Source organism: Pseudomonas sp. LBUM1676, from assembly GCF_059695605.1.
On sequence record NZ_CP166777.1, the window covers coordinates 1,949,160 to 1,972,794 of the forward strand.

Consider the following 23,635-nt stretch of genomic DNA (forward strand, 5'->3'; position numbering starts at 1 on the left):
AGACCCAGGGCATAGAAACAAAATGATGAGGAAACCGTCTGATGGTCGGCAAAACGCTCTACGACAAGCTCTGGGATTCGCATTTGGTCAAGCAGCGCGACGATGGCTCCGCGCTGATCTACATCGATCGTCACATCATCCATGAAGTGACCTCGCCGCAAGCCTTCGAAGGCCTGCGTCTGGCCGGGCGCAAGCCTTGGCGCATCGATGCCAACATCGCGACCCCGGACCACAACGTACCGACCACGCCGGAGCGCAAGGGCGGCATCGAAGCCATTGCCGACCAGGTCTCGCGTTTGCAGGTTCAGACCCTCGACGATAACTGTGACGAGTACGGCATCGTCGAATTCAAAATGAACGACATCCGCCAGGGCATCGTTCACGTCATCGGCCCGGAGCAGGGTGCCACCTTGCCGGGCATGACCGTGGTCTGCGGCGACTCCCACACCTCGACCCACGGCGCGTTTGGCGCTTTGGCTCACGGTATCGGCACTTCCGAAGTCGAGCACGTGCTCGCCACCCAGTGCCTGGTCGCCAAGAAAATGAAGAACATGCGGGTAGAGGTCGAGGGCCAGTTGCCATTCGGCGTGACCGCCAAGGACATCGTCCTCGCCGTGATCGGCAAGATCGGCACCGCCGGCGGTAACGGCCATGCCATCGAATTCGCCGGTAGCGCGATTCGCGATCTGTCGGTCGAAGGCCGCATGACCATCTGCAACATGTCCATCGAGGCCGGTGCTCGCGTCGGTCTGGTGGCCGCCGATGAAAAAACCGTGGCTTACGTCAAGGGCCGTCCATTCGCTCCGAAAGGCGCGGAGTGGGACCTGGCCGTTGAAGCCTGGAAAGACCTGGTGTCCGATGCCGATGCGGTGTTCGACACCGTGGTCGAGCTCGACGCGACCCAGATCAAACCGCAAGTCAGCTGGGGCACCTCGCCTGAGATGGTGTTGGCCGTGGATCAGAATGTTCCCGATCCTGCGAAGGAAATGGACCTGGTCAAACGTGGCTCCATCGAACGCGCGTTGAAATACATGGGACTGACCGCCAATCAGGCGATCACCGACATTCAGCTCGACCGTGTATTCATCGGTTCCTGCACCAACTCGCGGATCGAAGATTTGCGCGCGGCGGCAGTGATCGCCAAGGGCCGCAAAGTGGCATCGACCATCAAGCAGGCCATCGTGGTGCCGGGCTCGGGCCTGGTGAAGGCGCAGGCGGAATCCGAAGGCCTGGACAAGATTTTCCTCGAGGCCGGTTTCGAATGGCGCGAGCCGGGCTGCTCGATGTGCCTGGCGATGAACCCGGACCGTTTGGAGTCGGGCGAGCATTGCGCCTCGACCTCCAACCGTAACTTCGAAGGCCGTCAGGGCGCCGGTGGTCGTACCCACCTGGTGAGCCCGGCAATGGCCGCCGCCGCCGCTGTGAACGGTCGTTTCGTCGACGTCCGTGAATTGATCTGAAGGAGCGCAGCATGAAAGCTTTTACCCAGCACACTGGTCTTGTCGCGCCTCTGGATCGTGCCAACGTCGACACCGACCAGATCATTCCGAAGCAATTCTTGAAGTCGATCAAGCGCACGGGTTTTGGCCCGAACCTGTTCGATGAGTGGCGCTACCTGGATGTGGGGCAGCCGTATCAAGACAACTCCAAGCGGCCGCTGAACAAGGACTTCGTGCTCAACGCCGAACGTTACCAAGGCGCCAGCGTGTTGCTGGCCCGGGAAAACTTCGGTTGCGGCTCCAGCCGCGAACACGCGCCGTGGGCCCTGGAAGAGTACGGTTTCCGCAGCATCATCGCGCCGAGCTACGCCGACATCTTCTTCAACAACAGCTTCAAGAACGGCTTGTTGCCGATCATTTTGAGAGATGCCGAGGTTGATGAGCTGTTCCAGCAGGTTGAAGCGAATCCTGGCTACCAGTTGCAGATCGACCTGCAAGCCCAGACCGTGACCCGTCCGGATGGCAAGGTGCATCGCTTTGAGATTGATGCGTTCCGCAAGCACTGCCTGCTCAATGGCCTGGACGATATCGGTCTGACGTTGATGGATCATGAGGCGATTGCGACGTTTGAAGCCAAGCACCGGGCGAGCCAGCCGTGGTTGTTTCGTGATGCATGAATTTGCGTAAGGCGTAATGACGCCATCGCCAGCAGGCTGGCTCCCACATTGGATGTGCGGCGTTCACAAAACCCTGTGGGAGCGAGCCTGCTCGCGATGAGGCCCTCGAAGGCAACACAAGACTCCACCCCCAAAAAGGAAGTCCCCATGACCAGCACCCCCCAGCACAGCCAGGTAGTCCAGAAACAATTCGGTGAACAGGCCGCCGCCTACCTGAGCAGCGCCGTACACGCTCAAGGCACCGAATTCGCCCTGCTACAGGCTGAACTGACAGGGCAGGGCGATGCCCGGGTGCTGGATCTGGGTTGCGGCGCCGGTCACGTGAGTTTTCACGTGGCCTCGCTGGTCAAGGAAGTGGTGGCCTACGACCTGTCCCAGCAGATGCTCGACGTCGTCGCCGCTGCCGCTGTCGATCGTGGCCTGAGCAACGTGTCCACGGTCAACGGTGCCGCCGAGCGCCTGCCGTTCGCCGATGGCGAGTTCGACTTCGTGTTCAGCCGTTATTCGGCGCACCATTGGAGCGATCTCGGCCTGGCGCTGCGGGAAGTCCGCCGGGTGCTGAAACCGGGAGGTGTAGCAGCGTTCATCGACGTGTTGTCACCGGGCAGTCCGTTGTTCGACACTTACCTGCAAAGCGTCGAAGTGCTGCGCGACACCAGCCATGTGCGCGATTATTCCGCCGGCGAGTGGTTGCGTCAGGTCAGCGAGGCGGGGTTGCACACCCGTAGCACCACGCGTCAACGCCTGCGTCTGGAGTACACCAGCTGGGTCGAGCGCATGCGCACGCCACAGGTGATGCGCGCGGCGATCCGCGAGTTGCAGCAATCGATGGGCAACGAAGTGCGCGACTATTTTGAGATTGAGGCCGATGGTTCGTTCAGTACAGATGTGCTGGTGCTGATGGCAGAACGATAGAATTTTTCCGGGTGTGCCCAAGGGCATACCGACTGATGACATGAGGAAAGCATGAGCAAGCAGATTCTGATTCTCCCAGGTGACGGTATTGGTCCGGAAATCATGGCCGAAGCGGTCAAGGTGCTGGAGCTGGCCAACGACAAGTACAGCCTGGGCTTCGAGCTGAGCCACGACGTGATCGGTGGCGCTGCCATCGACAAGCACGGCGTGCCGCTGGCCGACGAAACCCTGGATCGCGCCCGCGCGGCGGACGCTGTGCTGCTGGGCGCCGTCGGCGGACCGAAATGGGACGCCATCGAACGTGACATCCGCCCTGAGCGCGGCCTGCTGAAGATCCGTGCGCAACTGGGCCTGTTCGGCAACCTGCGTCCGGCGATCCTGTACCCGCAACTGGCTGAAGCCTCGAGCCTGAAAGCGGAAATCGTTTCCGGCCTCGACATCCTGATCGTTCGCGAGCTGACCGGCGGCATCTATTTCGGCGCGCCACGCGGCACCCGCACCCTGGAAAACGGCGAGCGCCAGTCCTATGACACGCTGCCGTACAGCGAAAGCGAAATCCGCCGCATTGCCCGTGTCGGTTTCGACATGGCCATGGTGCGCGGCAAGAAGCTGTGCTCGGTGGACAAGGCCAACGTCCTGGCGTCCAGCCAACTGTGGCGTGAAATCGTCGAGGAAGTGGCCAAGGATTACCCGCAAGTCGAACTGAGCCACATGTACGTCGACAACGCCGCCATGCAACTGGTGCGTGCACCGAAGCAATTCGATGTGATCGTGACCGACAACATGTTCGGTGACATTCTGTCCGACCAGGCGTCGATGCTCACCGGCTCCATCGGCATGCTGCCGTCGGCCTCCCTGGACACCCACAACAAGGGCATGTACGAGCCGTGCCACGGTTCGGCGCCGGACATCGCGGGCAAGGGCATTGCCAACCCGTTGGCGACCATTTTGTCGGTGTCGATGATGTTGCGTTACAGCTTCAACCAATCGGGCGCGGCGGACGCGATCGAGAAGGCGGTGAGCCTGGTTCTGGACCAGGGCTTGCGTACGGGCGACATCTGGTCGACCGGTTGCACTAAAGTCGGTACGCAGGAAATGGGCGACGCAGTAGTCGCCGCGCTGCGGAATCTGTAATCTCTCGGGCCCGCTGCCACTTTCCACTTCGAAAGCAGCGGCCCACTTTTCAAGAAGGTGTAGTTGCGATGAAACGTGTAGGTCTGATCGGTTGGCGCGGTATGGTCGGTTCCGTGCTCATGCAGCGGATGCTGGAAGAGCAGGATTTCGATCTTATCGAGCCGGTGTTTTTCACCACTTCCAATGTCGGTGGCCAAGGCCCGTCCGTGGGCAAGGACATTGCTCCGCTCAAGGACGCTTACAGCATTGAAGAGCTGAAAACCCTCGACGTGATTCTGACTTGCCAGGGTGGCGACTACACCAGCGAAGTCTTCCCGAAACTGCGCGAAGCCGGCTGGCAGGGTTACTGGATCGACGCCGCTTCCAGCCTGCGCATGCAGGATGACGCGGTGATCGTGCTGGACCCGGTGAACCGCAAGGTCATCGACCAGCAGCTCGACGCGGGCACCAAGAACTACATCGGCGGCAACTGCACCGTCAGCCTGATGCTGATGGGCCTGGGCGGTCTGTTCGAAGCCGGTCTGGTGGAGTGGATGAGCGCCATGACCTATCAGGCGGCCTCCGGTGCCGGCGCGCAGAACATGCGTGAACTGATCAAGCAGATGGGCGCGACCCATGCCGCTGTCGCCGATCAACTGGCCGACCCTGCCAGCGCCATTCTCGACATCGACCGCCGTGTCGCCGAAGCCATGCGCAGCGACGCGTACCCGACCGAAAACTTCGGCGTGCCCCTGGCCGGCAGCCTGATCCCGTGGATCGACAAGGAACTGCCGAACGGTCAGAGCCGCGAAGAGTGGAAGGCCCAGGCCGAGACCAACAAGATCCTCGGTCGCTTCAAGAGCCCGATCCCGGTCGACGGCATCTGCGTGCGCATCGGCGCCATGCGCTGCCACAGCCAGGCGCTGACCATCAAGCTGAACAAAGACGTGCCGATTGCCGACATCGAAGGGCTGATCAGCCAGCACAACCCTTGGGTCAAGCTGGTGCCGAACAACCGCGACATCAGCATGCAGGAGCTGAGCCCGACGAAAGTCACCGGCACCCTGAACATTCCGGTAGGCCGTCTGCGCAAGCTGAACATGGGTTCGCAGTTCGTCGGTGCCTTCACCGTCGGCGACCAGCTGCTGTGGGGCGCGGCCGAACCGCTGCGTCGCATGCTGCGGATTCTGCTTGAGCGGTGATCGGTTGATGTAATGAAAGAGCCCGTGCCTTGAAGGAGGTGCGGGTTTTTTTGTTTTTGGCAGTCTGGGGTTGATGGGTTGACTGACAGTTCGCTATCAACGGAACGCCGCCCGGAGCACGCTCGCTCCCACAGGTTTTGAGCTGCCATCATATTTTGTGTACGACACAAACCTTGTGGGAGCGAGACCGGCTTGCCGGCGATGAGGCCGGAACAGGCGCCGCATATCCCGGCCGAATTGCCTGCACGCCACCCACCCGGTAAAGTGCCGCTCCCCCCGTTTCGCCAGAGGTAAAACCATGAGCCAGTCCATTGATATTGCCGTGATCGGCGCCACCGGTACTGTCGGCGAAACCCTCGTGCAGCTTCTCGAAGAGCGGGACTTCCCGGTCGGCAACCTGCACCTGCTGGCCAGCAGTGAATCGGCCGGGCATTCGGTGCCGTTTCGTGGCAAGAACGTGCGGGTTCGCGAAGTCGATGAGTTCGACTTCAGCAAAGTCCAGCTGGTGTTCTTCGCCGCCGGCCCGGCGGTCACCCTGAGTTTCGCCGCGCGCGCCACCGCCGCTGGCTGCTCGCTGATCGACCTGTCCGGTGCCTTGCCAGCGGATCAGGCGCCACAAGTGGTGCCGGAAGCCAACGCACAGGTGCTTGCCGGTTTGAAAAAGCCGTTCCAGGTCAGCAGCCCAAGCCCGTCGGCGACCACGCTGGCCGTGGTGCTGGCGCCGTTGCTCGGTTTGCTCGACCTGCAACGCATTCACCTGACCGCTGCCCTGGCGGTCTCTGCCCAGGGTCGCGAAGCCGTGACCGAGCTGGCCCGGCAAACCGCCGAGTTGCTCAACGTGCGCCCCCTGGAGCCAACCTTCTTCGATCGGCAGATGGCCTTCAACCTGCTGGCACAAGTCGGCAAACCGGATGAGCAGGGCCATACCCTGCTGGAAAAGCGCCTGGTGCGCGAACTGCGCCAGGTCATGGCCCTGCCTTCATTGAAGATTTCCGTCACGTGCATTCAAGCTCCGGTGTTTTTTGGCGATAGCTTCAGTGTGACCTTGCAGTCCGCGAGCGACATCGACCTGGGGAAAGTCAATGCGGCCCTGGAAGACGCCCCGGGTATCGAACTGGTGGAAGCCGGCGATTATCCGACGCCGGTCGGCGATGCGGTCGGGCAGGACGTGGTCTACGTTGGTCGGGTTCGCCATGGAATCGACGACCTGTCGGAACTAAACCTGTGGCTGACGTCAGATAACGTGCGCAAAGGCGCGGCGCTCAATGCTGTGCAGGTGGCTGAATTGTTGATAAAACACCTTGTGTAAAAGATACTTCGCAACAATTTTTCGCATGGTTCCAACCAGCGCTATGCTTGGTCCGGACTGCTGGCGGCGAGCCACCCTGCGGGGCTTTCCAGGGCATGAATGAAACGATCGCGCGCGACGACTCCTCGTCGGCGCGCGCAATGCCTTACGGCAGCGACTATCAACACCTTCTCGCTGGCCGAGGAATGTTCAAACAAAGGAAGAGGCTATGGTTCAAGTTCGCAAACTGGTGTTAGCAATAGCGGCCGCCTCGGCGCTGTCCTCCGGTATGGCGCATGCTCTCGGGCTCGGGGAGCTGACCCTGAAATCGACGCTGGACCAGCCGCTGGTGGCGGAAATCGAATTGCTCGACGTCAAGGAACTCACCGCTGGCGACGTGGTGCCGAGCCTGGCTTCGCCGGAAGAATTCGCCAAGGCCGGAGTCGACCGCCAGGCGTTTCTCAACGACCTGAGCTTTACCCCCGTGCTCAACCCCGGCGGTAAAAGCGTCCTGCGTGTGACATCCAGCAAGCCCCTGTCCGAACCGATGGTGAAATTCCTGGTTCAGGTCATGTGGCCCAACGGCCGTCTGTTGCGCGATTACAGCGTGCTGCTCGATCCGTCCAAATTCTCGCCGCAGACTGCCGATGCCGCTGCGCAACCTGCTCCGACGCAAACCGTCACCGCCCCGGTGACCGGCGCCACCGAGCCTGGCCAATACACCACCACGCCACGGGATACCCTGTGGGAAATCGCGGCAAAGGCGCGTAATGGCGGCTCGGTCCAGCAAACCATGCTGGCCATTCAGGCGCTGAACCCGGATGCCTTTATCGACGGCAACATCAACCGACTGAAAACCGGTCAGGTATTGCGTCTGCCGGATCAGGCACAGAGCACCGAGCTGCCGCAGCAGAAAGCCATTGCCGAAGTGGCCGCGCAGAACACGGCGTGGCGTCAGGGCCGGCGCTATGTGCCGAAGACCGGGGCAGGGCAGCAGCAACTCGACGCCACCCGGCGTGCGCGTGGCGAAGGCGGGGCCGCGCAAGCCGCCAGGGACAATCTGAGCCTGGTGTCTGCCGAATCCGGGAAAGCCGGTGGCAAAGGTGCCGCAGGCGACGCCAAGGCCTTGAACAACAAGCTGGCGGTGACTCAGGAAAGCCTCGACACGACCCGTCGTGACAACGAGGAACTGAAAAGCCGCATGACCGATCTGCAAAGCCAGCTGGACAAGCTGCAGCGCCTGATCGAACTGAAGAACAATCAACTGGCCAAATTGCAGGCCGAAGGCGCCGCGGACGCACCGGCGGATGCGGCGACCACTGCGGCGATCTCTGCCGAACTGGCGGCTGATCCAGCGGCAGTGCCTGCGGATGCGCCTGCACCTGCGCCTGCATCCGAGGCAACACCGGCTGCAACCGAGGCAACCCCGGCCGCGTCCGAGACGCCAGTGGAGCCGACGCCGGTAGCGGCCGACGAGCAGAAATTCAACGAGCTGCTGACCAATCCGGCACTGCTGGGGCTGGTGGGTGGCGGTGCCGTGGTGCTGCTGTTGTTGCTGCTGTTGCTGGCTCGTCGCCGCAAAGCCCAGCAAGAAGCCGAGAAACACGTGCGCATGGCCCGGGAACTGGCCGAAGAGCAGCAACACCCTACTGAACACGATCTGCCGGAAAGCAGCTTCGAAGGCCTGGAAGTGACGCCGCCAAGCGTCAAGCTCGATACCGCGCCAGTTCCGGCTCCAACGCCTGTGCCAGCTCCGGCACCTGCACCCGCACCTGCTCGGGTGATTGCTCCGGTGGTGGTCACGCCGCCGATTGCAGCGCCACTGGTATCGCCCGCGGTCGATCGCCACGATGACGACGTACTGCGCAAGGCGCATACGCACCTGGCCGCCGGTCGCCTGAATCAGGCTGCTGCGCTGCTCGAAGACAGCATCAAGCATGAACCGCAACGCAGTGACCTGCGCCTGAAGCTGATGGAAGTCTTCGGCCAGCAGGGCGACCGGAACGCGTTTGTCGCCCAGGAACGCCAACTGGTGGCCAACGGCGAGAACTTTGCGCGGGTCGAACAGCTGAAAAGTCGCTTCCCGGCCATGGCCCTCGCGGCCGCCGGCGGTATCGCCGCAGCCTCCATGGCGGCCGAGCTGGACGCGCAATACGTCAGGGAGTTGCTGCTGGACGAACCGCAGGCGCCAGCGGTGCCCGATGACTTCGACACTGCCTTCGACCTGAGTCTGGATGATCCACAAGCGGCGGTGCCGACACCGGACACCGTGGCCGAACTGGATGATTTTCCACAAGATGACGACTTGAGCTTCGAGTCGGTATTGCAACAACAGACAGAAGTCAGGGAAAACCTCGACGACCTGTCGGACTTCGATCTGGACATGGACCTCGGTGGCGATGCAACGCCTGCGATCCTGGCCGAAGACGATTTCCTGTTGAGCCTGGATGAGGACGTCAAGGACGCGCCTGCTGCTCCAGCGCCGACTGTTGCGCAAATGCCTCAGGACGATCTGGAGTTGCCAGCCGACTTCGACCTGTCCCTGGCCGATGAAATGGACGCTCCTGCCGCTCCGCAAGTCTTTGCGGCCGAGCTGGATGATGTCAATGCCGAGCTGGATCGTCTGTCGCAGAGTATTGCCGAGCCGACCTTCAACGCAGAAGATGCTTTGGCCTCTGCAGACGACGAGCCGGAATTCGACTTCCTCTCCGGTACCGACGAAGTCGCCACCAAGCTCGATCTGGCCCAGGCCTACATCGACATGGGCGACGCCGATGGCGCGCGGGACATTCTTAACGAGGTGGTGACCGAGGGTGATGTCGGGCAGAAGGATGAAGCCAGGGAAATGCTGTCGCGCCTGGCTTGATTGATCGGTAAGGCTTGAACGGAACGGCAGCCCATTGAGGCTGCCGTTTTTGTTTATGGAAAGGATGCGATGGTGTCTGTCGGGCCGCTTTCGCGAGCAGGCTCGCTCCCACATTGGATCGGCGCCGCCTACATCATTTGTGTTCGACACAAATCCCCTGTGGGAGCGAGCCTGCTCGCGAAGGGGCCAGTGCATTCAACACAACGATCAACAGTTGCACTGGCGTCCCTGCGCCGCGGCCTTATAATGCCCGCCTTTGCGTACATCAGCAGGCTGTCACTCCTTGGCAAATATAGATAACCCGGCCGCCGAAATGGCGGCCGAGGGCTTGTTCCGGATCGCGTTGGGCGTTGAATACAAGGGCTCGCGTTATCGAGGCTGGCAGCGCCAGGCCTCTGGCGTGCTCACCGTGCAGGAAACCCTCGAAAACGCCTTGTCCAAAGTCGCCAACTCACCGGTGTCGCTGCTCTGCGCCGGGCGCACCGATGCCGGTGTGCATGCGTGCGGGCAAGTGGTGCACTTCGACACGCCGGTCGAGCGTTCGATGAAAGCCTGGGTCATGGGCGCCAACATCAACTTGCCCCACGACGTCAGCGTCAGCTGGGCCAAGGTCATGCCGGCGCATTTTCATGCGCGCTTCAAGGCCATCGCCCGGCGCTATCGCTACGTGATCTACAACGATCAGATCCGCCCGGCGCACCTGAACGATGAAATCACCTGGAACCACCGTCCGCTCGACGTCGAGCGCATGGCCGAGGCGGCCCGATACCTGGTCGGCACCCATGATTTCAGCGCATTCCGCGCCGGTCAGTGCCAGGCCAAGTCGCCGATCAAGGAACTGCATCACCTGCGTGTCACCCGTCACGGCAAGATGATCGTGCTGGACATCCGCGCCAGTGCCTTCCTGCATCACATGGTGCGCAACATCGCCGGGGTACTGATGACCATCGGTGCCGGCGAGCGCCCGGTGGAGTGGATGAAAGAAGTGCTGGAAAGCCGCATCCGGCGCTCCGGCGGGGTCACCGCTCACCCGTTCGGCCTGTACCTGGTGCAGGTCGAGTACCGCGACGAGTTCCAGTTGCCCGAGCGTTACATCGGGCCGCACTTCCTGACCGGCTTCTCGGAACTTGACGGCTGACGCCCTCGAACGCTTTTGTTACCATCCGGGACTTTCTCGGATTTGCCGTGGGGTTGTATCGACATGTCGTCCGTTCGCAGCAAGATTTGCGGGATTACCCGCATGGAAGATGCGTTGGCCGCGGTCGAGGCCGGGGCCGATGCCATCGGGTTTGTGTTCTATGCCAAGAGCCCGCGGGCAGTGACGTTCCAGCAGGCGCGCTCGATCATCCAGGCGCTGCCGCCGTTCGTGACCACCGTGGGTCTGTTCGTCAACGCCAGCCGCTGCGAGTTGGGGGAAATCCTCGACGCCGTGCCGCTGGATCTGTTGCAGTTCCATGGCGACGAAACCGCGGCCGACTGCGAAAGCTGGCACCGCCCGTATATCAAGGCGCTACGGGTCAAGGCCGGGGATGACATTGCGGCGGCTTGCGCGGCTTTCCCCAGTGCCAGCGGGATTTTGCTGGATGCCTACGTCGAAGGCGTGCCGGGCGGAACCGGGGAAGCGTTCGACTGGTCTCTGATACCGCAAGGCTTGAGTAAACCGATCATCCTGGCGGGTGGCTTGACGCCGGACAACGTCGCCGAGGCCATTGCCCGGGTCCAGCCTTATGCGGTGGATGTCAGCGGTGGGGTAGAGGCGAGCAAGGGAATCAAGGATCACGCCAAGATCCGGGCGTTCATCAAGGCGGTGAATACGTTGATGTGACGGCTGGCACACTGCCGCCGTCCACAGGCATGGCTGAGGGTTTTTGGGTTGTACGCAGGTCACGTTTCGCTGATCCGGCAATCCATCGATCATCGCCGCACACATGAATTTAGCTCAAGGGCATACGCGGGGCTGCGAACCAGAGCGTTCGGGCCGCCGGTACTGGAGAAAGAAAGCATGAGCAACTGGTTAGTAGACAAACTGATCCCTTCGATCATGCGTTCCGAGGTCAAGAAGAGCTCGGTGCCTGAAGGTCTGTGGCACAAGTGCCCGTCTTGCGAGGCTGTGCTGTATCGTCCGGAGCTGGAAAAGACCCTGGACGTTTGCCCCAAGTGCAACCACCACATGCGTATCAGCGCCCGCGCGCGCATCGACATCTTTCTCGACGCCGAAGGCCGTGTCGAACTGGGCGCGGACCTGGAGCCGGTCGACCGTCTGAAATTCCGTGACGGCAAGAAGTACAAGGATCGCCTGACCGCTGCGCAGAAGCAGACCGGTGAAAAAGACGCGCTGATCTCCATGAGCGGCTCCCTCCTGGGCATGCCGGTGGTGGTGTCGGCCTTCGAATTTTCCTTCATGGGGGGTTCGATGGGTGCGATTGTCGGTGAGCGTTTCGTGCGCGCCGCCAACTACGCCCTGGAACACCGTTGCCCGATGATCTGCTTCGCCGCTTCCGGTGGTGCGCGGATGCAGGAAGCCCTGATCTCGCTGATGCAAATGGCCAAGACCTCCGCGGTGCTGGCGCGTCTGCGCGAAGAAGGCATCCCGTTCATCTCGGTGCTGACCGACCCGGTCTACGGCGGCGTTTCCGCCAGCCTGGCGATGCTCGGCGACGTGATCGTCGGTGAGCCCAAAGCCCTGATCGGCTTCGCCGGTCCGCGGGTGATCGAGCAAACCGTGCGTGAAAAACTGCCGGAAGGCTTCCAGCGCAGTGAGTTCCTGCTGGAACACGGTGCGATCGACATGATCATTCCCCGTCAGGAGCTGCGTCCGCGCCTGGGCAATCTGCTGGCACAAATGATGGGCCTGCCGACGCCTGAATTCGTCGCCGCGCCCATCGAACCGCTCGTGGTTCCACCGGTGCCTGCCAACCTATGACTGAACGTACCCTTGGCGAGTGGCTCGCCTACCTGGAACAGTTGCACCCTTCGGCCATCGACATGGGCCTGGAGCGCTCGCAACAGGTAGCGTCCCGCATGGGGCTGGGCAAGCCGGCGCCTCGGGTGATTACGGTCACCGGCACCAACGGCAAGGGTTCCACCTGTGCGTTCGTGGCTTCGTTGCTGCGGGCGCAAGGCCTGAAAGTCGGCGTCTACAATTCGCCGCACCTGCTGCGCTACAACGAGCGGGTGCAGGTCAACGGCGTCGAAGCCACTGATGCCGAGCTGTGCCAGGCCTTTGTCGCGGTCGAGGCTGGACGTGGCGACACCACCCTGACGTACTTCGAGATGGGCACCCTGGCAGCGTTCTGGCTGTTTCAACAGGCCGGTCTCGATGCGGTGGTGCTGGAAGTCGGGCTGGGCGGGCGCCTGGACACGGTCAACGTAGTGGATGCCGACATGGCGCTGGTCACCAGCATCGGCGTCGATCATGCCGACTACCTGGGCGATACCCGGGAATCCGTAGCCTTCGAGAAGGCCGGCATCTTTCGCCAGGGCGCGCCTGCGCTCTGTGGCGACCTGAATCCTCCGCAAACCCTGTTGGACAAGGCGCGCGAGCTCAATTGCCCGTTTTTCCTGCGTGGCCGCGATTTTGACCTGGGTGTGACCGATCACCACTGGCAATGGCGCGGTCTAGACGCGCAGGGGCGTGTGGTAGAGCTGCGCGATCTGCCGTTGCTCGATCTGCCGATGGAAAACGCCGCATTGGCGTTGCAGGCCTATCTGCTGCTCGATCTGCCTTGGGTGGATGCGCAGATTGCCGATGCCCTGAAAGCGACGCGGGTGGTCGGGCGTCTCGATCGCCGTCAGTTCGACTGGCAGGGCAAGCGTCTGAACCTGTTGCTGGACGTGGGGCATAACCCCCATGCAGCCGAATATCTGGCGCGCCGCCTGGCCAGCCGACCGCCGGCCGGCAAGCGTCTGGCCGTGTTCGGCTTGCTGGCGGACAAGGATCTGGGTGGTGTTGTCGGCGAATTGAATGCTAGTGTCGAGCATTGGGCCGTTGCACCGCTGGATTCGCCGCGGGCACGACCGGTTGCCGATCTGCGCGCAGCGTTGCAGAACCTTGGCGCTTCGGTAACGTCCTATGACAGTGTGACCGCCGCTCTGGAAGGGCAGTGCGCACTGGCGACGAGCGACGACGAGATTCTGTTGTTCGGATCATTTTATTGTGTCGCCGAGGCCCTGGAATGGCTGGCCCGGCGCGCCACGGAGGAAGCGGCAAATGGCATTGCTGGATAAAGCATACAAACAGCGCATGGTTGGCGCCCTGGTACTGGTGGCGCTGGCGGTGATTTTCCTGCCGATGCTGTTTTCCCGCCAGGATGAACAGCGTCAGGTGTCGGTCCAGGCGCCGGCCGCCCCGCAAGCGCTTGTGGTGCCGCAGGTGCAGGTCGAGCCCGTGGTCGTGCCCGAGCCCCAAGCCTTGCCTCAGGAACCGGTGCCGAGCGACGATGAAATCGCTCAGCAGGAACAGCCGTCGACGCCGATCGAGCCAACTGCGCCAGTGGCGTCGGCACCTGCCGCCAAGCCAGTCACGCCGCCGCCAGCGCCAGCGCCGGTTCCGATGAAAAAGCCGACCACTGCGCCTTCCCAGCCGATCACGGCGGCACCGGGCAAGCCCGATACCACCCAGAGCCGTGTCGATGCCAACGGTCTGTCGGTCAGCTGGTCGGTGCAAGTGGCCAGCCTGGCGAACCGGGCCAGCGCCGAAAGCCTGCAGAAATCCCTGCGCAGCCAGGGCTACAACGCCTATATCCGCACGGCGGACGGCAAGAATCGGGTGTTCGTCGGGCCGCTGATCGAGCGCGCGGAAGCCGATCGCTTGCGTGACTTGTTGAATCGCCAGCAGAACCTCAAGGGCTTTGTCGTGCGTTTCCAGCCTGAACGTGGTTAAAACTATCGCCGCGATTTGAAATGCACTGCTAATCGCAGCTTACCGATAAGCATGGGCTCTGCTAAAATGCGCCGCCTTATCCGTCTGTAGGCTGCACTGTGCCATTTACCTGGGTTGATTGGGCGATCGTTGCAATCGTCGCCATCTCCGCATTGATCAGTCTGAGCCGCGGCTTCGTCAAGGAAGCATTATCGCTGGTGACCTGGATCATCGCAGGAGTCGTCGCCTGGATGTTCGGTGGTGCATTGTCCGAGTACCTCGTCGGGTACATCGAAACGCCATCAGCTCGTGTGATCACGGGCTGTGCCATCATGTTTGTCGCCACGCTGATCGTAGGCGCAATGATCAATTATCTTATCGGCGAGTTGGTTCGCGTCACCGGGCTGTCCGGGACCGATCGATTCCTCGGCATGGCCTTCGGCGCCGCGCGTGGCGTGTTGCTGGTGGTCGTGGCGGTCGGGCTGTTGAGCCTGGGGCCGGTACAGCAGGACGAGTGGTGGAAAGAGTCGCAACTCGTGCCAAAGTTTTTATTGGTCGCAGACTGGTCCAAGAACCTGATTCTCGGGTGGAGCAGTCAGTGGCTTGCCAGCGGTATCAGCGTACCCGCTGAGATACCGTTCAAGGAGCACCTCTTGCCGACGGCCAAAACGCCTCAGTGAGTTGTGTTCAGTTCAGATCCATTAAGTAGGGGTTGCGTCGCATGTGTGGCATCGTCGGTATCGTCGGTAAGTCGAACGTCAATCAGGCGCTGTATGACGCGCTAACCGTCCTCCAGCACCGCGGCCAGGACGCTGCCGGTATCGTGACCAGCCATGATGGCCGGTTATTCCTGCGCAAGGACAATGGCCTGGTACGTGACGTGTTCCATCAGCGTCACATGCAGCGCCTGGTCGGCCACATGGGCATTGGCCATGTGCGTTACCCGACCGCGGGCAGCTCGACTTCGGCCGAAGCCCAACCGTTTTACGTCAACTCGCCTTACGGCATCACCCTGGCGCACAACGGTAACCTGACCAACGTTGAACAGCTGGCCAAGGAGATTTACGAATCTGACCTGCGCCACGTCAACACCAACTCCGATTCGGAAGTGCTGCTCAACGTGTTTGCACACGAACTGGCCCAGCGCGGCAAGTTGCAGCCAACCGAAGAAGACGTGTTCGCGGCCGTCACCGACGTGCACAACCGTTGCGTCGGTGGCTACGCGGTCGTGGCGATGATTACCGGCTACGGTATCGTCGGTTTCCGCGACCCGCACGGCATCCGCCCGATCGTCTTCGGCCAGCGTCACACCGACGAAGGCGTCGAGTACATGATCGCCTCCGAAAGCGTGTCCCTGGACGTGCTCGGTTTCACCCTGATCCGCGACCTGGCACCGGGCGAAGCGGTCTACATCACGGAAGACGGCAAGCTGCACACCCGTCAGTGCGCGACCAACCCGTCCCTGACCCCGTGCATCTTCGAACACGTCTACCTGGCGCGCCCGGATTCGATCATCGATGGTGTCTCGGTGTACAAGGCCCGCCTGCGCATGGGCGAGAAGCTCGCCGACAAGATCCTGCGCGAGCGTCCGGATCACGACATCGACGTGGTCATCCCGATTCCGGACACCAGCCGTACCGCGGCCCTGGAGCTGGCGAACCACCTGGGCGTCAAGTTCCGTGAAGGCTTCGTGAAGAACCGCTACATCGGCCGGACCTTCATCATGCCGGGCCAGGCTGCACGGAAAAAATCCGTACGCCAGAAGCTCAACGCCATCGAACTGGAATTCCGCGGCAAGAACGTGATGCTGGTGGACGACTCGATCGTTCGCGGCACCACCTGCAAGCAGATCATCCAGATGGCCCGTGAAGCCGGCGCCAAGAATGTCTACTTCTGCTCTGCCGCGCCGGCCGTTCGCTACCCGAACGTCTACGGCATCGACATGCCGAGCGCCCACGAGCTGATCGCCCACAACCGTTCGACCCAGGACGTGGCCGACCTGATCGGCGCCGACTGGTTGATCTATCAGGACCTGCCTGACTTGATCGAAGCGGTCGGTGGCGGCAAGATCAAGATCGACAAGTTCGATTGCGCGGTGTTCGACGGCCAGTACGTGACCGGCGACGTCGACGAGGCCTACCTGAACAAGATCGAGCAGGCACGTAACGATGCCTCCAAGGTCAAGACCCAGGCCGTCAGCGCGATCATCGATCTGTACAACAACTGAGTTTCTACCGGCCCTGAGGGGCCGGTTTTGTATCGACCAACAAAGAACAAGGCAAGGAGTGACAGCATGAGTCAGGATTGGGATGCCGGTCGGCTGGACAGCGACCTCGAAGGCGTAGCGTTCGATACCCTGGCCGTACGCGCCGGTCAGCACCGCACGCCGGAAGGCGAGCACGGTGATCCGATGTTCTTCACGTCCAGCTACGTATTCCGTACCGCTGCGGACGCGGCGGCACGCTTTGCCGGGGAAGTGCCGGGCAACGTTTATTCGCGCTACACCAACCCAACCGTTCGCGCCTTCGAAGAGCGCATCGCCGCGCTGGAAAGCGCCGAGCAAGCGGTGGCCACGGCGACCGGCATGGCCGCGATCATGGCGGTGGTGATGAGCCTGTGCAGCGCCGGCGATCACGTGCTGGTTTCGCGCAGCGTATTCGGCTCGACCATCAGCCTGTTCGAAAAGTACTTCAAGCGCTTCGGCATCGAAGTCGACTACGTGCCCCTGGCGGACCTGTCCGGCTGGGATGCGGCGATCAAGGGCAATACCAAATTGCTGTTCGTCGAATCGCCATCCAACCCGTTGGCCGAGCTGGTGGATATCGCCGAGCTGGCGAAAATCGCACACGCCAAGGGCGCGATGCTGGTGGTCGACAACTGCTTCTGCACCCCGGCGTTGCAGCAGCCGCTGAAGATGGGCGCGGACATCGTCGTGCACTCGGCGACCAAGTTCATCGATGGCCAGGGCCGTTGCATGGGCGGCGTGGTGGCCGGTCGCAGCGAGCAGATGAAAGAAGTTGTCGGTTTCCTGCGTACGGCCGGGCCGACCCTGAGCCCGTTCAATGCCTGGATCTTCCTCAAGGGCCTGGAAACCCTCGGCCTGCGGATGAAGGCCCATTGTGCCAACGCCCAGCAACTGGCCGAATGGCTGGAGCAGCAGGACGGCATCGAGAAAGTCCATTACGCCGGCCTCAAGAGCCATCCGCAGCACGAGCTGGCCTTGCGTCAGCAGAAAGGCTTTGGCGCGGTGGTGAGCTTCGAGGTCAAGGGCGGCAAAGAAGGCGCCTGGCGCTTTATCGATGCGACCCGATTGATTTCGATCACTGCCAACCTCGGCGACACCAAGACCACCATTACCCACCCGAGCACCACTTCCCACGGCCGTCTGGCGCCGCAGGAGCGTGAAGCGGCGGGCATTCGTGACAGCCTGATCCGCATCGCGGTCGGCCTGGAAGACGTGGCAGACCTGCAAGCCGATCTGGCGCGCGGCCTGGCTGCCCTGTGATCGAATTGGCGAGGCCGGGCACCGGCACCAACGGCCGCGTTGCCCTGGTCACCGGGGCTGCGCGCGGCATCGGCCTGGGCATTGCCGCCTGGCTGATCAGCGAAGGCTGGCAGGTGGTGCTGACCGACCTGGATCGGGTGCGGGGCTCGAAAGTAGCGAAGGTGCTGGGCGACAACGCCTGGTTCATCGCCATGGACGTCTCCAACGAAGGGCAGGTGGCGCTGGGGGTCGCCGAGGTGCTGGGACAGTTCGGGCGGCTGGACGCGCTGGTGTGCAACGCGGCGGTGGCCGATCCGCACAACATCACCCTGGAAAGCCTCGACCTTTCCTACTGGAACCGGGTGCTGGCGGTGAACCTCAGCGGGCCGATGCTGTTGGCCAAGCACTGTGCACCGTACCTGCGCGCTCACAGCGGGGCGATCGTCAACCTGGCCTCGACCCGCGCCGGGCAGTCGGAACCCGACACCGAGGCCTACGCGGCCAGCAAGGGCGGCCTGTTGGCCCTGACTCACGCCCTGGCGATCAGCCTCGGGCCGGAAATCCGGGTCAATGCGGTGAGCCCGGGCTGGATCGATGCGCGGGATCCCTCGGTGCGACGTGCCGAGCCGCTGACCGATGCCGACCATGCCCAACATCCGGCGGGCAGGGTAGGGACGGTCGAGGACGTGGCGGCGATGGTGGCCTGGCTGCTGTCGAGGAATGCCGGGTTCGTCACGGGGCAGGAGTTCGTGGTCGATGGCGGGATGACCAAGAAGATGATTTACAGCGAGTAATTCGGACGGTCTGCCTGAAAAGGGTGATTGTGGGTGATGCCATCACCTTGTGGGATGAGACGATTTTGCCTTTTTCAGAAAAACTTCAATCCTGCTATTGACTTAGCTTCAGTACCTGCGTAAATTTCGCGGCCTCAGAGAAGCAAAGGGTGATTAGCTCAGCTGGGAGAGCGTCTGCCTTACAAGCAGAATGTCGGCGGTTCGATCCCGTCATCACCCACCACTTCTTGAGAGTCTTGCGAAAGCAGGAAGGAAGCTGAAAAGCCTCCACCGACGCGCAGCGGTAGTTCAGTCGGTTAGAATACCGGCCTGTCACGCCGGGGGTCGCGGGTTCGAGTCCCGTCCGCTGCGCCATATTTTCCGAGTCAGGTTTACCTGCCTCGAGATTGAAAAGCCTCGAAGCTTTGCAGTCAGACGAGTTAACTGGACGCAAGTCCAAAGCGATACGCAGCGGTAGTTCAGTCGGTTAGAATACCGGCCTGTCACGCCGGGGGTCGCGGGTTCGAGTCCCGTCCGCTGCGCCATATCTGCCTCAAGGCCCACTGAACGCCTTGATGCTACGAAGCAAGTTGCTGGGAAGCCAGTGTCTGTTTCGAGTCGATAGCAAAGACCCTGGTCGAAAGACCGGGGTTTTTTGTATCTGCGATTTGGCTTTTGCTTCTTTCCCTCCCGCCGCCTCCCGCTTTCACGCCCGTCGATCCGGTTAGCGTGCTGATCCTGCCTTTCTAACGTTGGCTCTCAACAGCGCCCAGAGGTGCTCAGTCGGGGCCTGCGCGGCCAAACTGCCTGTGTTTCGTTCAGGTAATCCATTTATTCCTCAATGCAAACCGCATAAAAGGCTTGGTTTGACCGGACAACACTAATTAGAATGAGTCGCATTTAAAATATTTCTGGCGCAGGGTTTCTTGATATGAGTGAAGCAGCGATGCCGGCGGCGCAAAATTTCCACGACTTGTACCGCGACCATCGTGGCTGGCTGGAAAGCTGGCTGAGACGCCGCATGAGTAATGGCAGTGATGCGGCGGACCTCAGCCAGGATACCTTTGTGCGAGTGCTCGCCAGCTCGCAGCACATTGCCGACCTGCAGGAACCTCGCGCCTATCTGGCCACCGTCGGCAAGCGGCTGCTGGCCAACTTCTATAATCGTCGCAGTCTCGAACAAGCCTATCTCGACGCCCTGACGCTGCTGCCGCAAGAGTGTGTGCCGTCGCCCGAGCAACGCTGGTTGCTGCTGGAAGCGCTGCAAGCGCTGGACGAACTGCTCGATGGATTGCCCGCCGTGGTACGACGGGCCTTTCTCTGGAGCCAGCTCGAAGGCCTGGGTTATCACGAGATTGCCGAACGCCTGCAAGTCTCCGAACGCACGATCAAGCGCTACATGGCGCAAGCCTATGAGCATTGCCTGCTGGTGGAGCTGGAGCTGTGACCACGTCGGCACCTTCGGCGCAGGCTCGGCAAGTCGTACGGGCCGCCGCTCAATGGCTGGCTCTCATGGAATCAGGTGCCGCCAATGAGCGCGATCGTGCCAACCTGCAGCACTGGCGTGACAGCCATCCCAATCACGAGCAAGCCTGGCAGAAGGCGCAACTGTTGCGTCAACGCTTTGCCGACCTGCCCTCGACCTTGGCCATGGCCAGCCTGGATCGGCCGCAGGTCAGTCGGCGCAAGGTGCTCAAGCGTGCCGTGGGGGCGGTGGCGTTGGTGCCCACTGCCTGGCTGATCAGCCGGCAGCTACCCCTGGACGCCTGGCGGGCGGACCTGCGCACCGCGACCGGCGAGAGCAGGAAAGTCCGGCTGGCCGATGGCAGCGAGTTGCAGCTCAATACCGCCAGCGCGGTCGATGTGGACATGCAGCAGCGGCATCTGCGGCTGGTGGAAGGCGAAATAGCCTTGAACGTGCCCGGCACCTCGCCGTTGACGCTGCAGACCCGGTTCGGCCAGGTTGTCGTCAGTCAGGGCGCGGTGTGCGTTCGTCAGACCCAGGCGAGTTGCAAGGTGTCGGTACTCAAGGGCACGGTCCAGCTGCAGCCGGTGCGAGGCGTCGCATTTTCATTGCGCGGCGGCCAGCAGGTCAGTCTTCAGGCGCTGGGTGCCGGTGCCGTCGAGCCGTTCGATGTGCTCGCTCCGGGCTGGCGCGATGGCGTGTTGATGGCGCAGAACCAGCCCCTGGGCGACTTTTTGCGCGAACTCGGCACCTATCGCCCGGGCTTGCTACGCTGGGAACCGGAACTCGAATCACTGCGAGTCACCGGCAGTTTCCGTCTGGATGACACCGATCGCATCCTGAGTTTACTGGCGGCCAGCTTGCCGCTGGAGGTGCATAAGCGGACCCGTTACTGGGTGACGTTAGTGCCGCGCAAAAATATTGCTTGAGGTCTGTCCCCTTTTTTCGCCTCGCTTGTCATTCAAGGCAAGTGAAACGAAATCAGAGAGATTCTCAATGCCCGCAGTGATGCCCTGCAGTACGCGTCTGCCTTCTTCCAGGTTGCGCCCGTTGTTGCACCTGAGTCTGCTGTTGAGTCTGGGTGCCTGTCCTTTATTTGTCGCGGTCAGTTATGCCGATGACAGTCCTCGTCGCAGTTACCAGGTGCCCGCCGGCAGCCTCAGCGCCGCGCTGACCCGCTTCGCCGGATTGGCCGGGGTCAACCTGTCGGTGGACCCGGCGCTGGTCAGCGGTCGCGACAGTGCCGGGCTGTCCGGGGAGTACGCAGTCGAGGAGGGCTTTGCCCGGTTGCTGCAGGGCTCCGGGCTGCAACTGCAGCCAGTGGGCGAACAGGCTTACACCCTGACCCCGGCGCCTGAAGGCGGCAGCCTGCAACTGGCCCCCACCTCGATTCTCGGTGCCACGGGCGGCACGGACGGCGAGGTGTATGCCGGCGGCCAGGTCGCGCGCCGCGGTTCCCAAGGCTTGCTTGGCTCGCGGGACTTCATGGAAACGCCGTTCAGCATGACCACCTACACCAGCGAGGCGGTGAAGAACCAGCAGGCTCGCACCTTGGGCGACCTGATCGCCAGCGATCCCTCGGTTCGCGCCACCAACCCGGCGGGCGGTCGCTATGAGCAGTTCACCATTCGCGGGTTGAGCCTGTTCAACAGTGATGTTGCCTACAACGGTCTCTACGGCATCCTGCCGACCTATACCATCGACATGGAGATGGCCGACCGCGTCGACGTCATCAAAGGCCCGAGCCAGCTGATCAATGGCATCTCGCCGCGGGGCAGCGTGGGTGGCGGCATCAACGTGGTGCCCAAGCGCGCGACCGACAAGCCCATCACTTCGTTTACCGGCATGTACGCTTCCGACAGCCAGGTCGGTGGGGCCGTGGATGTCGGCCGGCGCTTCGGTGAAGACAACAAGTTCGGTCTGCGTTTCAACGGCGTGAAGCAGTCCGGCGACACCGAATGGGATCACCAGAATGTCGACCGCGAGATGGCTGTGATCGGCCTGGATTTTCGCGGTGAACGCCTGCGACTGTCGACGGATATCGGGCGCACCGAGCGCGATACCGATGCCCCGCAGGAGCGCGTGCAGGTCGGCCCCAACGCGCAGGTCCCGCATGCCAGCGATGTGCGTCGCAACTATGCGCAACCCTGGAGCCAGGCGAGTACCAACGACACGTTCGGCACGGTGAACGCTGAATTCGATGTCAACGATTCCGTCATGCTGTACGGCGGCGTGGGCGCGCGCAAAAGTAACCATGACTTCCTGCGCCATGCCGTTGCGGTGACCAACGATGCTGGCGATTTCAGCGTGCAACCTCGTGACTTCACCCGGGACGAAAATGTCCGGACGGCCACGGCAGGGGTGCGCAACTGGTTCCAGACCGGCCCGGTGAGCCATGAGGTCAACCTGGCCGCGAGCTATTTCTACATGGACTTTGAAAACGGCGGTGCCCGTTATGGCGCGGCCCCGAGCAATATCTACAACCCGGTGGAAACACCGACCCCGAACGTCGCCACGCGCCTGGATTCGAAGGTCTACACCGAGAACCGCTTCAGCGGCGTGGCGTTGTCCGACACCCTGGGGTTCTTCGATGACCGGCTGTTGCTGACCCTCGGCGCTCGCTGGCAGCGCGTGAAGGTGGATGACTGGACCGATAACGTCAAAGGCGACACCGCCTACGATGAGGAAAAGGTCTCGCCATCGGGCGGCATCCTGTTCAAGGCCACCGATAAGCTGTCGCTGTATGCCAACTACATGGAAGGCTTGAGCCAGGGCAAGATCGCACCGTCGACCTCGGTCAACGAGGACGAAATCTTCCCGCCGTTCATCAGCCGCCAGGTCGAGGTCGGTGCCAAGTATGACGCCGGTGCTTTCGCCGTCACGGCTGCGGTGTTCCGGATCAAGCAGCCGGCCTACGAGACCAACGCCACCACGCGGGTCTTCGGCCCGAACGGCAAGCGTGAGAACACCGGTGTGGAACTGAGCGTTTTCGGTGAACCGCTCGACGGTTTCCGCCTGCTCGGCGGCGTCATGTACATCGACAGCGAGTTGAACGACACCACCAATGGCACTTTCGACGGCAACCGTGCACCCGCCACGCCGAAATACAACGTCAACCTGGGCGCCGAATGGGACGTGCCGACTGTCCAGGGCCTGACCCTGACCAGCCGCGGCATCTATTCCAGCTCGCAGTACCTGGATCAGTCCAACAACAAGGAAATCGACTCCTGGGAGCGTTTCGACGTGGGCGCCCGCTACGCGTTCAAGGTCGAGCAGAAGAACATCACCTTGCGGGCCAACATCGAGAACGTGGCGGACAAGCGCTACTGGAGCTCGGCCGGCGCCTCGGATGACAGCGAGCCTGGCTTGACGCTGTCGACCCCGCGCACCTATCTCCTGTCGGCGACTGTCGACTTCTGATTCGCCCGTTTCATGCGCCCCAGGGAGCGGGGCGCCAGCGTTGGGCCATTGACCTGATTCGTATCGAGGAAGGACATATGCACTCCGTCAGTTAAATGAAAGATCGAGGCACTTTGGTATAAGTCGATATTT

Annotated in this window: 19 protein-coding genes and 3 tRNA genes; all 22 read left to right on the forward strand. The window is 62.0% G+C overall.

All coding sequences use genetic code 11. The features are described from left to right. The first annotated feature begins 41 nt into the window (after positions 1-41). The 22 genes from leuC (at position 42) to ACA041_RS09215 (ending at position 23,503) form a co-directional block, all read left to right on the forward strand. Positions 42-1,460, forward strand: coding sequence for a 3-isopropylmalate dehydratase large subunit (gene leuC / locus ACA041_RS09110; protein ID WP_497440800.1), 1,419 nt, complete (start codon positions 42-44; stop codon positions 1,458-1,460). A gap of 11 nt (positions 1,461-1,471) precedes the next feature. Continuing rightward, the gene (leuD, locus tag ACA041_RS09115) at positions 1,472-2,116 is read left to right on the forward strand and encodes a 3-isopropylmalate dehydratase small subunit (RefSeq protein ID WP_497440801.1); all 645 of its coding nucleotides are present in this window, start codon (positions 1,472-1,474) and stop codon (positions 2,114-2,116) included. 147 nt (positions 2,117-2,263) lie between these two features. Beyond that, positions 2,264-3,031: a class I SAM-dependent methyltransferase gene (locus ACA041_RS09120; RefSeq protein ID WP_497440802.1), complete on the forward strand. Its 768-nt coding sequence runs from the start codon at positions 2,264-2,266 to the stop codon at positions 3,029-3,031. Between the two features lie 51 nt (positions 3,032-3,082). Continuing rightward, positions 3,083-4,165 (forward strand): 3-isopropylmalate dehydrogenase, encoded by a 1,083-nt coding sequence (gene leuB, locus ACA041_RS09125; protein ID WP_497440803.1) that lies wholly within the window; start codon positions 3,083-3,085, stop codon positions 4,163-4,165. 68 nt (positions 4,166-4,233) lie between these two features. Next, positions 4,234-5,346 carry an aspartate-semialdehyde dehydrogenase gene (asd, locus tag ACA041_RS09130; protein WP_497440804.1) on the forward strand — a complete coding sequence of 371 codons (1,113 nt, stop codon included), beginning with the start codon at positions 4,234-4,236 and terminating at the stop codon, positions 5,344-5,346. Between the two features lie 298 nt (positions 5,347-5,644). Further along, positions 5,645-6,655, forward strand: a complete 1,011-nt coding sequence (locus tag ACA041_RS09135; protein ID WP_497440805.1) for an aspartate-semialdehyde dehydrogenase — start codon at positions 5,645-5,647, stop codon at positions 6,653-6,655. A gap of 208 nt (positions 6,656-6,863) precedes the next feature. Then, entirely contained in the window at positions 6,864-9,500 is a 2,637-nt protein-coding gene (locus ACA041_RS09140) for a motility hub landmark protein FimV (RefSeq protein ID WP_497440806.1), read from the forward strand. A 313-nt stretch (positions 9,501-9,813) separates the two neighbouring features. Further along, positions 9,814-10,638 carry a tRNA pseudouridine(38-40) synthase TruA gene (gene truA / locus ACA041_RS09145; protein ID WP_497442037.1) on the forward strand — a complete coding sequence of 275 codons (825 nt, stop codon included), beginning with the start codon at positions 9,814-9,816 and terminating at the stop codon, positions 10,636-10,638. A gap of 63 nt (positions 10,639-10,701) precedes the next feature. Continuing rightward, positions 10,702-11,325, forward strand: coding sequence for a phosphoribosylanthranilate isomerase (locus ACA041_RS09150; protein WP_497440807.1), 624 nt, complete (start codon positions 10,702-10,704; stop codon positions 11,323-11,325). 177 nt (positions 11,326-11,502) lie between these two features. Beyond that, positions 11,503-12,423, forward strand: a complete 921-nt coding sequence (gene accD / locus ACA041_RS09155; protein ID WP_497440808.1) for an acetyl-CoA carboxylase, carboxyltransferase subunit beta — start codon at positions 11,503-11,505, stop codon at positions 12,421-12,423. Then, entirely contained in the window at positions 12,420-13,727 is a 1,308-nt protein-coding gene (gene folC / locus ACA041_RS09160; protein ID WP_497440809.1) for a bifunctional tetrahydrofolate synthase/dihydrofolate synthase, read from the forward strand. The genes accD and folC overlap by 4 nt, the downstream gene beginning before the upstream one ends. After that, on the forward strand, positions 13,711-14,382 hold the full coding sequence (locus ACA041_RS09165; protein ID WP_497440810.1) for an SPOR domain-containing protein: 672 nt from the start codon (positions 13,711-13,713) through the stop codon (positions 14,380-14,382). Before folC ends, ACA041_RS09165 begins: the two co-directional genes overlap by 17 nt. Positions 14,383-14,480: 98 nt before the next feature. Continuing rightward, positions 14,481-15,041, forward strand: coding sequence for a CvpA family protein (locus ACA041_RS09170; protein ID WP_497440811.1), 561 nt, complete (start codon positions 14,481-14,483; stop codon positions 15,039-15,041). A 41-nt stretch (positions 15,042-15,082) separates the two neighbouring features. After that, positions 15,083-16,588: an amidophosphoribosyltransferase gene (purF, locus tag ACA041_RS09175; RefSeq protein WP_150798325.1), complete on the forward strand. Its 1,506-nt coding sequence runs from the start codon at positions 15,083-15,085 to the stop codon at positions 16,586-16,588. A 66-nt stretch (positions 16,589-16,654) separates the two neighbouring features. Then, complete coding sequence (locus ACA041_RS09180) at positions 16,655-17,866, forward strand: O-succinylhomoserine sulfhydrylase (protein WP_497440812.1); 1,212 nt, start codon at positions 16,655-16,657, stop codon at positions 17,864-17,866. Then, positions 17,863-18,639: an SDR family oxidoreductase gene (locus ACA041_RS09185; protein WP_497440813.1), complete on the forward strand. Its 777-nt coding sequence runs from the start codon at positions 17,863-17,865 to the stop codon at positions 18,637-18,639. The genes ACA041_RS09180 and ACA041_RS09185 overlap by 4 nt, the downstream gene beginning before the upstream one ends. 147 nt (positions 18,640-18,786) lie before the next feature. After that, positions 18,787-18,862: transfer RNA gene (locus tag ACA041_RS09190), tRNA-Val, on the forward strand. A 54-nt stretch (positions 18,863-18,916) separates the two neighbouring features. Beyond that, positions 18,917-18,993: transfer RNA gene (locus ACA041_RS09195), tRNA-Asp, on the forward strand. 93 nt (positions 18,994-19,086) lie between these two features. Continuing rightward, positions 19,087-19,163, forward strand: a tRNA-Asp gene (locus ACA041_RS09200). A 386-nt stretch (positions 19,164-19,549) separates the two neighbouring features. After that, a complete protein-coding gene (locus ACA041_RS09205; RefSeq protein ID WP_497440814.1) occupies positions 19,550-20,065 on the forward strand; it encodes a sigma-70 family RNA polymerase sigma factor in 516 nt (171 codons plus the stop codon). Next, entirely contained in the window at positions 20,062-21,012 is a 951-nt protein-coding gene (locus tag ACA041_RS09210; protein ID WP_497440815.1) for a FecR domain-containing protein, read from the forward strand. The genes ACA041_RS09205 and ACA041_RS09210 overlap by 4 nt, the downstream gene beginning before the upstream one ends. A gap of 67 nt (positions 21,013-21,079) precedes the next feature. Beyond that, positions 21,080-23,503, forward strand: a complete 2,424-nt coding sequence (locus ACA041_RS09215; protein WP_497440816.1) for a TonB-dependent siderophore receptor — start codon at positions 21,080-21,082, stop codon at positions 23,501-23,503. Positions 23,504-23,635 lie beyond the last annotated feature (132 nt).